Raw genomic sequence first — 15,194 nt, forward strand, 5'->3', positions numbered from 1 at the left:
CGGGACGCACCGGACCCCCGGCACGCCCCGCTACTGTAGCAACAACCAACACGGCATCGCAATCCAGCCCGCTAAAGTATCGAACAGAAAAACCTCGATGCTCCGGCAATGTCAGCGAAAACGACCCTAAGCGAGCAAGGTGACGTGAAAAAGTTTTGTTCCGCCGTTCTACCGAACGGCGGACCGGCCGATGCTGCGCGAGCCGCATTTGCGCTACATCAGCGTTAACGCTGCCGCACTAAATCAGCTTTGTGGATTCCAGCTTTTCGATAATCCAGTCGTTGGCTTTGATGACCGGACGGCGGAAGACCACACCCAGGGCCAGCGACGGAATCAGATAGCTCGCCAGAATGCCCAGCTCAACCCAGTACTCCATATGGTAGGCGCCAGCCATGGCGGCATGCATGGCGTTGATGCCATGGGTAAACGGCAGGAACGGATAGATTGCCTGGAACACGGGACCGGTCATCTCGATGGGGAACGTGCCGCCCGAACCGCCGACCTGCATGACCAGCAGCACAACGGCGAGTGCCTTGCCGATATCGCCAAACGACACCGTAAGCGTGTAGACGATATTGGAGAACACGAGACTCGCGACCCAGCCCGCCAGCACAAACTGCAGTGGGTTGTCGCACTGAATGCCAAAGAACAGGATGTCGCCCGCGCACACGAGCGTTGCCTGCAGCAGGGCCAGACCACCAAAGAACAGGTAGCGACCCAGGTAGATCTCGTGAAGGCGCACGGGAATGAGCTCGTTGATAAGCTCATCGTCGACCGACACCTTCATCATGGCCGCCAGCACGATCGAGCCGACCCAGAGCGACAGAATCGTGTAGAACGGCGCCATGGCAGAGCCGTCATTTCGAATCGGATAGACCGGCTTGCGGTCGAGTGCGACGGGGCCGGAAAGCGACGCGGCCAGACCCTCGGGGTCGTTGCCGATCATCGTCTTGATCGTGGCCAGATCGTCCGACATAAGGGCACCGTCGAGTTCGTCCTTGAAAGCGCTAATCTTGTCCGATGCCTCACCCAGCTGATCGGAGGCCTTGTTGACCAGCTTTGCAGCCTTAGAGAGGCCCTTTGCCAGCGAACCGGATGCGTCGGTCAGACCGTCTACGGCACCATCCAGATCGCCCGAGATGCTGTTCAGCGAGTCCAGAATGCCCGAAACCGTCTTCTTAAGCTCCTTGGCCTTAACCGAGAACGTGGAATCGTAGTCGGACTTGGCGCCCGAGATGCCCGCCTTGGCATCGGCGATAGCCTGGTCGACCTCGGCACGCGTGCTGTTGACCTCTGCCATGCTGTCAGAAAGGGACTTTGCGGTTGCCGTCAGGTCCTTGGCGTTGTTGCGATACTCCACCGCGATTCTGCCCAGCGATGTTGCCACAGATTTGAGGCTCTCCTGGAGTTTTTCGTTACTCACCTGCTCGGCAAAACTACGGAGCTGGTCGGCCGTGGCATCGATATCGTCGGCACGCGCATTGAGCGCCGCCGCGGCATCGTTGAGCTGAGACACTGTAAGGTCGACATGCTGATTTGCGGCATCGAACGCCTTCGCAAGCTCGGCGGACACATTGTCAAACGAGCCCGCGCTTCCGTCAATCGCGGCGTTGATGGCGTCGTTGGCGGCCTTCAGCGCATCCTTGGAATCGCTCATGCCGCTCTTGGCGTGCTCCATCAGCTGCTTGGTCGACTCATCCACCGTGCTTGTCTGCTGGAGCATACCGCTCGCCGACGTCAGCGAATCGGACGTGGAGCTCAAAATGCCCGCAAGCGACGTTGCGCCGGCCTGAACGTCCTGCAGGTCCTGGACCGAATCGCCGAGCGTCGAAGACAGGTTGGCGATAAAGTTGCTCACTTGGTCGGTGCTCATGTAGTCGAGCAGGTTGGACACCGTCTTAAGGCCGATAGTCGTAATGGTTTCGGTAAAGGTCTCGTTGACCTGACTCTGGACGGCGCTCGAGCCCTTCTCGGTTACGATCTGGGCAATGGCGTTGGCCTTCTGATTCTCGTAAAACTCGATATCGGCGTGCTTCACGTCGGTCGAGAAGAGCGTCATCATGTCGGCGCTAAACGTTTTGGGGATAACCACAGCGGCGTAATACGCGCCCGACTTGACGCCATCGATGGCCTTATCGCGATCGTTAAGCACGACCCAATCGAAGCTCTCGTTGCCGCGCAGGGTGGCGGTCACGTTTTCGCCCACGTTGACCTCGACGGGGATCAGATCGCTCTCGTAACCCTCATCGGTGTTGACCACGGCGATCTTAAGATTGCCGGTATTGCCGTACGGATCCCAGCTGCCGGCGATGTTAAACCACGCGTACAGGCACGGCACGATAATGAGGCCCATCACGACAACCAGGCCGATTACGGAGCGAGACACGTTTTGGACATCGCGCTTAAACAGATGCAGGATGTTCTTCATTTATGCCTCACCTCCTTTGGAGTGCTTGCCAAGCGGAGCGGTATCCCCGTCATTTACGGCTGTGTTGTCAGCGCCCTGAGATTTATGGCGCGAGCCTATATGCGGCAAGCGGTCCGTGGGCTGCTCGCCGCCCTTGGCGCCACGTTCGCTGGCGTTGAGACCAAACATGCGGCGGGCGGCAGGAATGGCAGCCGTGTGCTCGCGCATCTCGCGGCGCAGGTCCTCATCCGAAAGCGCTGAGATACGCATCTGGGTGTTGAGGCTCGATCGGATGTACTCGATATTGATAAGCCAGCCGCAAATGGCGATGACCGAGATAATCCAGATAACCAGCAGGATGATCTTGCCGTTGTTGTCGATGTCAAGGACCGTCGAAAGCACAAAGAGCAACACCTGAACGCCTACCACGGCGGCAAAACCGCCCTTGATGTAGTACGGGTAGCGATGCTCAAACGCCACGGCATGATCGAGCAGCTCGCGACGGTACGAATCCGAATCGAGCATGACGCGCATGGCCGTGCGCAGCGAATAGCGCTGGCGCGGCAGGTCGTTGGACTCGCAGATCATGAGGCCCGTCGTGGAAAGCTGCTTGTCAAAGAGCAGGTTGAGGTTGAGCAGCAGCGGACGCAGCTGCAAGCCAATAAAGAGTGCGATGGCAAGGAACACGCCCAGGATGCACAGGTTGAACAGGTAGTTGAACGAATACATGCCACCGACGGTCTCGCGCAGCAGGTTGATGCCATAGGTGAAGGGCAGCAGTGGGTGCAGCCACTGGAAGAAGCCAGGCATCATCTCGATGGGATACATGCCCGACGAGCCGGGGATCTGCACAATGACGAGGATGACGCCAATGGCTTTACCGATATGCTTAAACGTGGTGGACAGCGCATAGATGATGTTGACGTAGGTGAACGAAATAGCGATGCCGCCCAGTACAAAGAGCAGCGGATTGACGCACTGAACGCCAATGACCAGATCTCCCACCGTAACGATGATGGCCTGCAACGCACCCAGGATCACCAGCAGCAGCCAGCGGCCAAAGTAGCCCTGACGCGCCGTAAAGCTACCGATGCCCTCGCGGTCGACCTCGAGTTTATAGATAGCGATGAGCACATAGCCGCCTACCCACAGCGCCAGATTGGTGTAGAAGGGCGCGATGCCCGAGCCAAAGCTCTTGACCGGATAGATTGACTTGGACGTCAGCTCAACCGGAGATGCCATGAAATCTGCCACGTCATTGACGTCGACGTCCATGAGGTCGGCTAACTCGCCCATAGACTCAGAGGTCTGCAGCGCCGCAATGTCATTGGCGGCGGTCGCGAGCTTGTCCTGAACCTTGGCAAGGGAGGCGTCGGTTTGGGACAGCGTGGTCTTTGCCTGCTTGAGCGTGGCGTCAAGCTGCGCCAGCGTGCCGCGCGCGCTCGCTATCGTGGGGGTCATACCCGACACAATGCCGGTCAAATCGCCCGAAACGGCGGCAAAGGAGTCAAGCGCGCTCGAAGCCTTCGGAAGTGCGTTCTGACCCAGATCGGTCTGAGCCTGACCGAGGTTAGCCGTACCGGTCTGAATTGCCGCGTTGAGTGCGTTGCTCGCGTTCGAGATTGCCGTAGCGTCGTTTGCCATGGCGCTCGACTGTGCAGAAAGGCCATCCTTGATGCTCTGCAGCTTCTGGTTTTGCTCGCGAAGCGAATCGATGGTCGATACAATGCGCGCGTCAATTTCCTCGGAACCTGTCGACGTGTCATTAACGAGAATCTCCAAGTGCCCGATAACGGCCTTATTGTGATCGATCGTCGCCTGGAGAGACTCGAGCGAGTTGTCGATGCGGGTGGTCGTAGATGTGACCGTACCCGTTAGCTTGCCAATCGCAGCGTTCGCGGAGGCTGACGTCTTGGTGAGTGCAAGGCTACCTTCCGAGAGTGCCTTGGAGAGCGAGGTGATAGAGTTGCCCGCCGTGGCGCGAGCCTCGCCCAGCAGGTCGTTGCCCTGGGAGATTGCCTGCGTCAGCGACGGTGCCTGACCTTGCAAGCCGGCAAGCGCCGCATCAGCCGAGGCGATAGCGCCACTCGTCTTAGCGATGGCGGCATTCATATCGCCAATCGAATCGCGCACCTCACCCAAGGTGTCGGATGCCTCGGACACCGAACTTGTCAGCGAGTCCTGAGTCTGGGTTGCCTTGTCCTTTAAATCGACACCGGCATCCTTGGCGATACTGGCAACAGTCTCGCCCACCGTGGAGACAAACTCCGAGTTGATCTGCTCCTCGATGGTGTTGGCACCGGTATCGGTGACCTTGGGCGCAATGGCGCTCTTCTTCTCATTGACGTAATAGGTGAGCTTCGGCTGATGGTAATTGCCATCGAGCATCGAGACAAGATTGTCGGAGAAGTTCTTGGGGATTACGATCGCCGCGTAGTATTCCCCGCTCTCGACGCCCTCTTTGGCATCGGCAGCCGAGTCGACGAAGGTCCAGCCCAGCTGATCGTTTTCCTTGAGCTGGTCGACCACCTTATCGCCTGCATTGAGCTCGCCCACCAAGTCATTCTGGGTGCCCTGATCGTTGTTGGCGATGGCGATTTTAATGCCCTGGGTATTTCCGTACGGATCCCAGTTGGCAACGATGTTGTACCAGGCATACAGCGAGGGAATGACGCACACGCCCAAGGTAACCACCAGGGCGACGGGGTTCATAAGCAGTCGCTTAATGTCGCGCTTAAATATCGCAAAGGAGACCTTTGCGTTGGATAGTTTGCTGCCGAGACTCACGCTTGGACCATCCATCCTGTCGTTGAATCAAATCGTACTATCAAAAACCATTGTACGTAGGCGCTTTAGCGTCTCGAAGCACAATGGTGCTGAGTTTTGCGGGTAGCAATATACTACGAAGATAAGTTAACGTACAGATGTACAGTATCTTTAATTTCAGCAGGTCACAAAACCACAACCCGCACAAATTAGCAATCCGAATAGTCATCGGGGGCGTTCTTAAACTACCAGTCAAACAAGAACGTCCCCAACGACTAATGACTACTCATTTAAGTCTGTCCCCAATGAGTACCCAATGAGTAATTCTGCGGGCACTCATTTAAGTACGTCCCCAATGAGTGCCCCGCCGCAGGTTGAGCATAAGCCAGCGAGCGGGTCGCATTTGAGACAAGGTGACGTGAAACGAAAGGGCGCTGACCTTCTGGTCGCGCCCTTGAAGTTGAACGTCAGATTGTCCAAATGCGGCCCGCGCAGCGTCGGCCGGTCCGCCGTTCGGTAGAACGGCGGAACCACCTACATCAGCTCGCAGACAGCTGCGGCGAAGGCAACGGGGTCCTCGGGGAGGATACCCTCGACCAGCAGAGCCTGGTCATAGAGCAGACCGGAGTACTGCTTGATCTTGTCGGCGTCACCTGCCTTCTGGGCAGCGACAAGCTTGTCAAAGACCGGGTGCTTGGCGTTGAGCTCGAGAACGCGCTGGCTCTTGGGCATGCCGTCGGGCGCGCCCTCGGGCCCCTTCTGGAGCACCTTCTCCATCTCGAGCGAAAGCGGACCCTCGGTGGTGATGCAGGCGGGAGCGTCAGTCAGACGCGCAGAGACGGCGACCTTCTCGACCTTGTCGCCGAGCGCCTCCTTCATGGCGTTAAAGAGATCCTCGTTCTCCTTGGTGGCGTCCTCGGCCTCCTTCTTCTCGTCATCGGTCGCCATGTCAAGATCGCCGGTCGCGACGTTCTTAAGCTCCAGGTGACGATCCTCGACCTCGGGCTCGGCACCATCGGCAACTGCCTTCTCGGCAGCCTCGCGAGCAGCGTCATCCTCGTAGACCTTGGGCATATCGGCAGCCACGTACTCACGCATGGCCTGGAAGGTGAACTCATCCACGTCCTGCGTCAGCAGCAATACATCGTAGCCGCGGTCGAGCACGCCCTTCACGACGGGCATCTTGGCCAGACGCTCGCGCGAATCGCCGGCGGCATAGTAGATTGCCTTCTGGCCCTCGGGCATGCCCTTGGCATACTCGGCAAGGGTGATCATCTTCTGCTCCTTGGCAGACCAGAACAGCAACAGGTCGGCGAGCTCGTCGGCCTTCATGCCGTAGCTCGAGTAGATGCCGTACTTCAGACCGCGACCAAAGTTCTCAAAGAACTTCTCGTATGCCTCGCGGTCGTTATCGCGCATGTCCTCAAGATCGGCAGTGATCTTCTTCTCGACACGCTTGGCAATGGCCTTGAGCTGACGGTTCTGTTGCAGCGTCTCACGCGAAATATTGAGCGTCACGTCGGCAGAGTCCACGACACCGCGCACAAAGTTGTAGTAGTCGGGCAGCAGGTCGTCGCACTTCTCCATAATCAGCACGTTGGAACTGTAGAGCGCCAGGCCCTTCTCGTAGTCCTTGCTGTACAGATCGAACGGGGCGCGACCCGGCACAAACAGCAGCGCATCGTACTCAAGCGTACCCTCGGCATGGAAGCTGATAGTGCGCGCGGGATCGTCAAAGTCGTGGAACGTGGACTTGTAGAACTCGTTGTAATCCTTCTGCTCAACGTCGGAGCTGCGCTTTTTCCAAATCGGCGTCATGGAGTTGATGGTCTCGAGCTCCTGGTAGTCCTCGTACTCGGGCTTGTAGTCGTCGCCGGCGTCCTCGGGCTTGGGTTTCTGGCGGCTCTTGCTCACCATCATCTGAATCGGGTAGCGCACATAGTTGCTGTACTGCTGAATCAGGCTCTTGAGGCCCCACTCGGTCAGGAAGCGATCGTAGGTCTCGGCCTCGCCGTCGGCGTCGAGCTTCTCGTTCTCGCGCAGCGTCAGGATGACATCGGTGCCGTGCTCGGCGCGCTCGCCGTCTTCGATGGTGTAGCCCTCAAGACCATCAGACTCCCACACGTGAGCGGTGTCCTCGCCATAGGCGCGGCTGACGACCTTTACGTGGCTGGCAACCATAAAAGCAGAGTAGAAGCCCACGCCAAACTGGCCGATGATGTCGACATCCGAACCCTGCTGCTCGGCGTTCTCGGTCTTAAACTCCTCGGAGCCGGAATGGGCGATGGTGCCCAGGTTGCGCTCGAGCTCCTCGGCGGTCATGCCGATGCCGTTATCCGAGATGGTAATGGTGCGGGCGTCTTTATCAAAGGAAACGCGAATAGCCAGGTCGCCCTGGTCGAGCTTGACACTCGGGTCCTGCAGGCTCTTAAAGTTGAGCTTGTCGACGGCGTCACTCGCGTTAGAGATAAGCTCGCGCAGGAAGATTTCCTTATTGGTGTAGATGGAGTTGATCATGAGGTCGAGCAATTTTTTGCTCTCGGTCTTAAATTGACGCATGTGCAGTCCTTTCGCGCTACCCCCGTCCGCAAAAACGGCCCGGTTGCCCGAGCCGCATCGCAGACCTGCTATGTTCAGACTTAGATTTTATAACCCATTAGCGCGCATATATACATACGGAATCGAAAAACTGTATGTCCAAACGCTCCGATGCGCCAATTGCCAAGGAGTATCCCCAACTGCCGGCAGAAAAAGAACGTCCCTATCTGTCGCCCACGACCCGCTTGGCCATCCAAGCATGGGGCTGGCCCTCGTCTTCGTAGTCCACCGGGGCAATCTGCGTGTAACCCGCCTTGGCATAGAGCGGCAGCACGTATTCCTGCGCATGCAGCTTAATGAGCTTGGCGCCGGCATCACGCGCGCACGTATCACTGGCCTCGACAATCTTGCTCGCCAAACCGCGACGGCGCATGCTCGGCAGCACGGCCAAGCGCCCCATAATGTAGGTCTCCCCCGCCGCGACGCCTTCGTCCAAGTCGCACGCCGGCGACACCGGAGCCTCTGCGTCAGCCGCGCGCTCAAGCTCTTCGGGAAACACGCGCGAGCAACCGGCAAGCTCGCCGTCTACATAGAGCGTCACATGAATGCAGTTCGGATCCTCGTCGATAGCGTCGAACTCGTTCTCGTAGCCCTGCTCGTCCATAAAAACGACGCGGCGCACCAACGCCGCGTCATCAAAGCATCCCGTCTTAAGTTGGATATCCATGGCTGCCCTTTCATTCAATGCGAACGTTAGGGACAGATTTTAGCGAAAATGAGCTCCGCGCACGCTAAACTTCGCGCGAGCCTTCGCCAGGCAGTCGTAATGACCCACGTTATGGGCATCGCTCGCGATGAAGCTGTACAGGTTCTGATCGAACAGGCGCTGTGCCGGCTTTTTCTCGCGACCAAAGCGACCGCCGGCAATAAAGTCCGCCGAAGCCTGCAGCTTGCAGCCCATATCGACCAGGCGCTCCGCCACGCTTACATCCTTTTGAACCGCACGATAGCGCTCAGGATGAGCGATGATCACCTGGTAGCCACGGCACTGCAAATCGTAAATCGTGTTCTCGTACTCTCTAAACGCATACGCATCGGCATGCGTCGAAAGCTCGAGCAGGAACTCGTTGGTCCCATCGAAATGCAAGTGATCCGCGGCATCGATACCAAGCTCAACGAGCTTTCGATGGTTGACCTCGAAGCCCATCTGGAGCGGAAAACCGTCAGCGTTATCGCGCAGCAGCTCAAAGGCATCCCACATCTTGTCGTAATCAAAATAGGGATCACGGCAGTGAGGAGTGCAAACGATTCTGGTTACACCGGCCCGCTTGGCAGCCTCGAGCATCGCCAAGCTCTCTTCGAGATCGGCGGCGCCGTCGTCTACACCCGGCAAGATATGGCAATGAATGTCACGCATAGGTCAGCCTTAATCAACTAAACGTTTGCTCGGTTGGTGAAGATGCCCTTTTTGGAAGTGCCCTGATCGTCGGAGCCCTTCTTAACCTTCTTACCGTCCTTGGTGTAGTAAGAATAGTAGTACTCGCTGGTCTCGGTCTCACAGTAATTCATGACGGTACCGATGAGCTTGACCTTCTCGGACTTCTTAAGCTGGGCGATAGCGTTGAGCGCCTCTTCGCGCTTGGTAAAGTCCTCTCGCACCACGAACAGCGCGCCGTCGGTCAAGCTGGCAATCTCGGCAGCATCGATGAAGGTGCCGACCGGAGGAGCATCGAAGATGACGTACTGGAACTTGGCGGACAGTGCCTTTACCAGCTTGGCAAAGCGATGGGAGACGATGATGTCGGCAGGATTGGGAATGTGCGGCTCGGCATCGAGGAAGTAGAAGTTCTTCTGACCCGTCTCGACAATTGCCTGGTCAATGGAGATCTGCTCGGAAAGGACCGCATAGAGTCCGCCGCGCGAACGAACGCCGAGCATATCGGAAAGGGACCTGCGGCGCATATCGGCCTCGACCAGGAGCACGGACTTGCCGCTCGTGGCGATTGCCTGAGCAAGGTTAATGGAAACCGTAGACTTGCCCTCGTTGGGAATCGAGGAGGTAACGGTGATGGTGCGAATGGGGTCGTCCACGCTCGCAAAGCGGATGTTGGCCAGAAGGGTCTTGGCGGCATTCTGCACAACGAGCTTATCGGTGTTCTTTGCCTTAGCCATGCCTATTTACCACCTTTCATAGCCGGAATTCGGCCAACAACGGGAATACCCAGGAGCTCTTCTGCCTCTTCGGCACCGCGGATGCGGGTATTGAGCATGTCTGCCAAAACGACATAGGCAACTGCGATAAAGATACCGGCGAGGAACGCGACGGCAATATACAGCGTGCGCTTGGGGCCGCTGGGGGCTTCGGGGGTCTTAGCCTCGTCGATAACGTTGATGCTCTGGGCAGCGCCGACGTTCTGAGCGACCGTACTCACCGAGCTGGCAATGGCCTTTGCGACCTCAGCCGTCTCCTTGGCATCGGTGCCGGTAACCGAAAGCGTAATGACACGCGTGGTGGTCTCGGAGGAAACAGACACCTTGTAGTCATCCAAATCGGTGAGGCCCAGTTCTTTGGCGGCGCCGCTCTTAACGCTATCGCTATCCAGCAGCGTGGCGATATCGTTGGAAAGCATCTGGCTCGCCGAGAGATCGTTGTAGCTCATCTGACCGCTATCGTCGGTCTTGGCGAGAATGTACATGCTCGTCGTCGCGGTATAGGTGTTGTCCATCGCAACGAAGGACACGATGCCCATGGCGATCGCGCAGACCACCGGAAGGGTGATGACCAGCTTGAGGTGCTTCTTCAGCAGCTGGAACAGTTCGAGAAGGGTCATGCAGCTTGCCTTTCATTTCCCCAGTTCGGATTGACAAAACTGTCCGTATGTTATCGCATCTTTTTACCGAGGCCAAACTCTATACATAAGAAACAGGCTCTCCTGTAAAAATGTCGGAAGCAATCGTAAAATTGCACAACAACGCCGCACCCGAAAGTCAAATGCGGCGTCTACATCAATATCTATGTTGTATCGCTATGCGAATGGCTCGTCCTGCTGTATGGGAAACGTCACCGTAATGGTGGTTCCCACGCCCAACTCGCTCGACAGATCGAGCGTGGCGTGATGATACAGGGCCGCATGCTTGACAATGGCAAGCCCCAGGCCGGTTCCGCCGCGTGCCTTGGACCTACTCTTGTCCACGCGATAGAACCGCTCAAATACCTTGCCCTGTTCTTCAGGCGCGATACCGATTCCCGTGTCGGCGACAGCGAGGAACGGATGGCCTTCGTCGTTGGTGCCGCACTGCAGCGTAACCGTACCGCTGGGTCGATTGTAGCGGATGGCGTTGCTTGCCAGATTATAGATGAGCTCGTCGACCAAGCGCGACACGCCTTCGATGACCACAGGCTTGGTCTCATGACTTATCGTCACATTCGCTTGACGGGCGACCTGTTCAAGACGCTGCTCAACCGCGTAGATCGCACGCGAGAGCTCAATAGGCTCCGTGGACCCAATGGGCACTGCCTCGCCCTCAGTCGCACGTTCGGCCTCGTCCAAGTTAGACAGCGTAAGGATGTCGTTGACAAGCGCTGCCAAGCGGCCCGCCTCACGATAGATGCGACCGCCAAAGTTGCGCAGGTCGTCCTCGCCCTCGACCATGCCATTTGCGATGAGCTCGGCATAGCCCGAAATCGCCGTAAGCGGCGTCTTGAGCTCATGGGTGATATTCGCCGTGAACTCGCGGCGCATACGGTCGTTGTCCGCTAGCACCGCCATTTGGCGCTTGAGTTCCTGGCGCTGCGACTCGATACGCTCAAGCATGGGGACCATCTCGGCATAGGCGTGCTCATAGCTACGGCGCGGGTGGTCCAAATCCACCTCTTGCAACGGCGCGATGATGGCACGGGACTCGCGGCGCGCCATGAAAAACGAGAGTACCGCACCCGCTGCTGCGATAAGCAGCATCGGCGCCACCATCGACAGCAAAATCGCCGCAACGCCAGGCTGGGCCTGCGCCAAGCGGACAACCTGGCCGTTATCAAGGGCGACGGCGCGATACAGCATAATCTCGTCGAGCGTAGAGCTTGCGCGCTCCGCGGAACCCGAACCACTCTCAAAGGCCTCGATGACCTCGGGGCGATCGCCATGGTTGGGCAGTGTGGAAGGCGACGCCTCGTTGTCGTAGGCAACCGATCCATCCTTGTTAATCAGCGTGATGCGTAAGTCCTCGCGATCGAGGCTACGCAAGAACGGGACGGGCTCCTGCTGCTCGTCGAGGGCGGCAGCAATGAGCTCGGTTTCCTGCGCCAGATTGGCACTCGTGGCATCCGCCAAGGTGTTTTGCACAAAGAACGCACCCAGCACCGTAAACGCCACGATAACCGCCATGGCGCAAACAAAGATCGTCACAAAAACGCGGTGCGATAGCGTTTGTTTTCCCTGGGGGGCGAAGACCACGGGTTACTCCTCCGATGCGGTGGCCGCGGTGTCGTCGCCTTCGGCACCATCACCGGCAGAAGGCTCAGCCAAGCGGTAGCCCACGCCGCGCACGGTCTCGATGGCGCTGGCATGCTCGCCCAGTTTTTGGCGAAGCGTCTGCACGTGCACGTCAACGGTGCGCGAACCGCCGTCGAAGTCCCAGCCCCACACGCTCTGCAGCAACGACTCGCGGGTAAAGACCACACCGGGCTTGCGCATGAGGTACTCGAGCAGGTCGAACTCGCGCAGGGTGAGCTTAAGCGGCTCGCCGGCAACGGTCACCTCGCGATGGCTGGGCGAAAGCACGATGTCGCCCACGCTGAGCACATCGCTCGCCTGCTTGACCATGCCGCCGCGACGCAGCAGTGCGCGGCAGCGGCTCGCAAGCTCCATGAGCGAAAACGGCTTAGTCAGGTAATCGTCGGCACCGCCATCGAGCGCCATCACCTTGTCGAGTTCGGTGTCCTTGGCGGTAAGCATCATGATGGGCACCGTCGCCGTCAGGCGATCGGCACGCAGGCGACGCATAATCGCCAAGCCATCGGTGTCGGGCAGCATGATATCGAGCAGCACAGCATCGGGCACCCGTCGCGCCACGGCAGCTTTAAACTCGCCATCACACGAAAAGCCCTCGGCCTCGATTCCCTGCTTGCGCAGCGCGTAGACTGTCAAATCCCTGATGTTGTCATCGTCCTCGACGTAATAGATCATGTTGAACCCCTTTGCGGCCGATATGACCGCATCTTAACCCTAAAGGCACCTGCACTAGATGGTATCAGCCAAAACGGCCCGTCAAATAATCCGCCGTGCGCGGATCGGTCGGGTTTTTGAAGAGCTGAGCGGCGGGCGCATGCTCCACCAGCTCGCCCAGCAAAAAGAACGCGACCGAGTCGGAGATGCGCGCAGCCTGCTGCATATTGTGCGTAACGACCACCAGCGTGCAGGTCTCCTTGAGCTCGCAGGCCAGCTGCTCCACCACCAGCGTCGATACGGGGTCGAGCGCCGAGGTCGGCTCGTCCATCAGCAGAATGTCGGGCTGCACGGCCAGTGCACGGGCGATGCACAAACGCTGCTGCTGGCCGCCCGAAAGACCCAGGCCCGACTCCTTCAGTTTGTCCTTGACCTCGTCCCACAGGGCAGCGCGGCGCAGGGAGTCCTCGACCAACTCGTCGAGCACGACGCGGTCGCGCACTCCCATGCCGCGAGGACCGTAGGCGACGTTGTCGTAGATGCTCATGGGAAACGGATTGGGGCGTTGGAACACCATACCCACGCGCTGGCGCAAGCGGCAGATATCGTAATCGCCCAGGATATCCTGACCGTCGAGTGCAATCTTGCCTTCAATGCGGCAATCCTTGATGCCGTCGTTCATGCGGTTAAAGCAGCGCAGCAGCGTCGACTTTCCGCAGCCCGAAGGCCCGATAAACGAGGTGATCTGCTTGTCGCGAATTTTGATGTTCACGTCCTTGAGCGCATGATGGTCGCCGTAAAACAGGTCAAGACCCTCAACATCGATGCGCGTCGGCGAGACGGCAAGGTCATGCGCCGTGGGGCGAGTCGCATCCCCAACTTCGCGCTCGTGCGCGGCCTCGGCCTGCGCCTCCATGAGTTCCTCAAGCTCCATAGGCTCCATCGCCGCAGCAGCCGTCATACCGCATACCTCCATATCGATATCAATTCAGCAGTATCGATAGTAGAAATCGCGGCTCATACGCACGTGAGCGCATTGTCAAGTGTTTGTAAGGGCACGCTGGTTATGCAGCGGGCAGCGCAATGGTAAACACCGTGTGCTCGGGTGTCGATTCGCACGCAATGGTGCCGCTGTGCGCCGCAACGATCTCCTTGGCGATGGCAAGGCCAAGCCCGGCGCCGCCGCGATTGGTCGCGCGCGCCGCATCCAGGCGATAGAACTTCTCAAAGATCACCTTGAGCTTAGCCGCCGGAATCGGATCACCCTGATTGATAAAGCGAATTCGCACTCCACCGTCATCTTGGTGCCCAGCCTCAATCGTGATGGTCGATCCTTCGTAGCTATAGGCGATGGCGTTTTTCATGATGTTGTTGAACACGCGAGCCATCTTATCGCCATCTACGAGCACCGTCAGGTCCTCGCGCACATCAACTTGGACATCTTTGTGCTGCTCGTTGAGAATGGGATAAAACTCATCGGCCACCTGTGCCAGCAGCAATCCCAGGTCGACGTAGCCGCGCGTGAGCACAATATCGTGGAAGTTAAAGCGCGTGATATCAAAGAACTCCTCGATAAGCGCGTCGAGTCGGTGCGCCTTGTCGAGCGCCACGCCCGTAAAGTGTGCGCGCTGCTCAACCGGCAGGTCGGGCGCCTCCTGCAACAGCGAGAGGTAGCCCACCACGCTGGCAAGCGGCGTGCGCAAGTCATGCGCCAAGTATGTGACCAAGTCGTCCTTGCGATGCGACTCGTCGCGTAGGGCTTGCTGCACCTTACGCTCGCGATCGCGCGCGCGGTTGAGCGCACCCTCGACCTCCAGGAAGTCTCCGTCGATGTTGTCCCAGGCGTCAGGATGATCGATCAGGCGGTCCTGGATACGGGCCGCAAGCACGCGATCGGCATGCTGTTCTCCTTGCTCGTAGCCTTGGTAATACAGCGCTCGGCCGCAAAAGAACAAGACGCACACGGCAAGCGCCAGGACAAAGCCAAGCATGTTGAATACAAAGCCGGCATCGAACAGCACCGGTCCCTTAATGCCACCGAGTGTCACGGTGCCAATCGCCAGCGTCATGACCCACGCGGCACCGCCGATTACCACGCAACGACGCACGATTTCAAAGCGACCGATCAGCAAGAAGCCGATGAGTAGCACCGCCAAGATACCGGCGATGTTATCAATGCCGATTAGCAGCAGACTCAGCAAAAAGAGCAGCACCGTCGCAAGCGCGCGATTATCGACGACCGCCCTCACGTATTCAAAGAGCCGATCGGGCACCTCGAACGCCTGTCTATCGTCTTTTGTCATATCAAGATCCTCACAAGC

At 58.2% G+C, this 15,194-nt stretch carries 11 protein-coding genes; all 11 read right to left on the reverse strand.

Annotated features, from left to right (window positions below; genetic code table 11):
* Nucleotides 1-238: 238 nt before the first annotated feature.
* The 11 genes from CHY22_RS04775 to CHY22_RS04825 all read right to left on the reverse strand — a co-directional run bounded on the left by CHY22_RS04775 (nucleotide 239) and on the right by CHY22_RS04825 (nucleotide 15,176).
* Complete coding sequence (locus CHY22_RS04775) at nucleotides 239-2,428, reverse strand: YhgE/Pip domain-containing protein (RefSeq protein WP_089572660.1); 2,190 nt, start codon at nucleotides 2,426-2,428, stop codon at nucleotides 239-241.
* Nucleotides 2,429-5,194: a YhgE/Pip domain-containing protein gene (locus CHY22_RS04780; RefSeq protein WP_233502826.1), complete on the reverse strand. Its 2,766-nt coding sequence runs from the start codon at nucleotides 5,192-5,194 to the stop codon at nucleotides 2,429-2,431.
* Nucleotides 5,195-5,707: 513 nt separating this feature from the next.
* Nucleotides 5,708-7,732 (reverse strand): molecular chaperone HtpG, encoded by a 2,025-nt coding sequence (gene htpG / locus CHY22_RS04785; RefSeq protein ID WP_089572662.1) that lies wholly within the window; start codon nucleotides 7,730-7,732, stop codon nucleotides 5,708-5,710.
* 202 nt (nucleotides 7,733-7,934) lie between these two features.
* A complete protein-coding gene (locus tag CHY22_RS04790; protein WP_089572663.1) occupies nucleotides 7,935-8,438 on the reverse strand; it encodes a GNAT family N-acetyltransferase in 504 nt (167 codons plus the stop codon).
* 39 nt (nucleotides 8,439-8,477) lie between these two features.
* A complete protein-coding gene (locus tag CHY22_RS04795) occupies nucleotides 8,478-9,128 on the reverse strand; it encodes a CpsB/CapC family capsule biosynthesis tyrosine phosphatase (RefSeq protein WP_055250497.1) in 651 nt (216 codons plus the stop codon).
* 17 nt (nucleotides 9,129-9,145) lie between these two features.
* Nucleotides 9,146-9,883: a CpsD/CapB family tyrosine-protein kinase gene (locus tag CHY22_RS04800; RefSeq protein WP_055250501.1), complete on the reverse strand. Its 738-nt coding sequence runs from the start codon at nucleotides 9,881-9,883 to the stop codon at nucleotides 9,146-9,148.
* A 2-nt stretch (nucleotides 9,884-9,885) separates the two neighbouring features.
* Nucleotides 9,886-10,542, reverse strand: a complete 657-nt coding sequence (locus CHY22_RS04805) for a Wzz/FepE/Etk N-terminal domain-containing protein (protein ID WP_055250503.1) — start codon at nucleotides 10,540-10,542, stop codon at nucleotides 9,886-9,888.
* A 195-nt stretch (nucleotides 10,543-10,737) separates the two neighbouring features.
* Nucleotides 10,738-12,162: an ATP-binding protein gene (locus tag CHY22_RS04810; protein ID WP_089572664.1), complete on the reverse strand. Its 1,425-nt coding sequence runs from the start codon at nucleotides 12,160-12,162 to the stop codon at nucleotides 10,738-10,740.
* Nucleotides 12,163-12,165: 3 nt separating this feature from the next.
* Nucleotides 12,166-12,894: a response regulator transcription factor gene (locus tag CHY22_RS04815; protein ID WP_089572665.1), complete on the reverse strand. Its 729-nt coding sequence runs from the start codon at nucleotides 12,892-12,894 to the stop codon at nucleotides 12,166-12,168.
* Nucleotides 12,895-12,958: 64 nt separating this feature from the next.
* Nucleotides 12,959-13,834 (reverse strand): phosphate ABC transporter ATP-binding protein PstB, encoded by an 876-nt coding sequence (gene pstB / locus CHY22_RS04820; protein ID WP_199408744.1) that lies wholly within the window; start codon nucleotides 13,832-13,834, stop codon nucleotides 12,959-12,961.
* A gap of 103 nt (nucleotides 13,835-13,937) precedes the next feature.
* A complete protein-coding gene (locus CHY22_RS04825; RefSeq protein ID WP_089572666.1) occupies nucleotides 13,938-15,176 on the reverse strand; it encodes an ATP-binding protein in 1,239 nt (412 codons plus the stop codon).
* Between the last annotated feature and the right edge of the window lie 18 nt (nucleotides 15,177-15,194).

This window comes from Collinsella sp. TF06-26 (assembly GCF_002232035.1).
GTDB lineage: Bacteria > Actinomycetota > Coriobacteriia > Coriobacteriales > Coriobacteriaceae > Collinsella.

Bases quoted from the DNA above. Each gene is read 5' to 3' on its own strand.
- CHY22_RS04815 (WP_089572665.1), bottom strand. From the start codon at position 12,894: ATGATCTATTACGTCGAGGACGATGACAACATCAGGGATTTGACAGTC.
- CHY22_RS04800 (WP_055250501.1), bottom strand. From the start codon at position 9,883: ATGGCTAAGGCAAAGAACACCGATAAGCTCGTTGTGCAGAATGCCGCC.
- htpG (WP_089572662.1), bottom strand. From the start codon at position 7,732: ATGCGTCAATTTAAGACCGAGAGCAAAAAATTGCTCGACCTCATGATC.
- CHY22_RS04795 (WP_055250497.1), bottom strand. From the start codon at position 9,128: ATGCGTGACATTCATTGCCATATCTTGCCGGGTGTAGACGACGGCGCC.
- CHY22_RS04790 (WP_089572663.1), bottom strand. From the start codon at position 8,438: ATGGATATCCAACTTAAGACGGGATGCTTTGATGACGCGGCGTTGGTG.
- CHY22_RS04825 (WP_089572666.1), bottom strand. From the start codon at position 15,176: ATGACAAAAGACGATAGACAGGCGTTCGAGGTGCCCGATCGGCTCTTT.
- CHY22_RS04775 (WP_089572660.1), bottom strand. From the start codon at position 2,428: ATGAAGAACATCCTGCATCTGTTTAAGCGCGATGTCCAAAACGTGTCT.
- CHY22_RS04805 (WP_055250503.1), bottom strand. From the start codon at position 10,542: ATGACCCTTCTCGAACTGTTCCAGCTGCTGAAGAAGCACCTCAAGCTG.
- pstB (WP_199408744.1), bottom strand. From the start codon at position 13,834: ATGACGGCTGCTGCGGCGATGGAGCCTATGGAGCTTGAGGAACTCATG.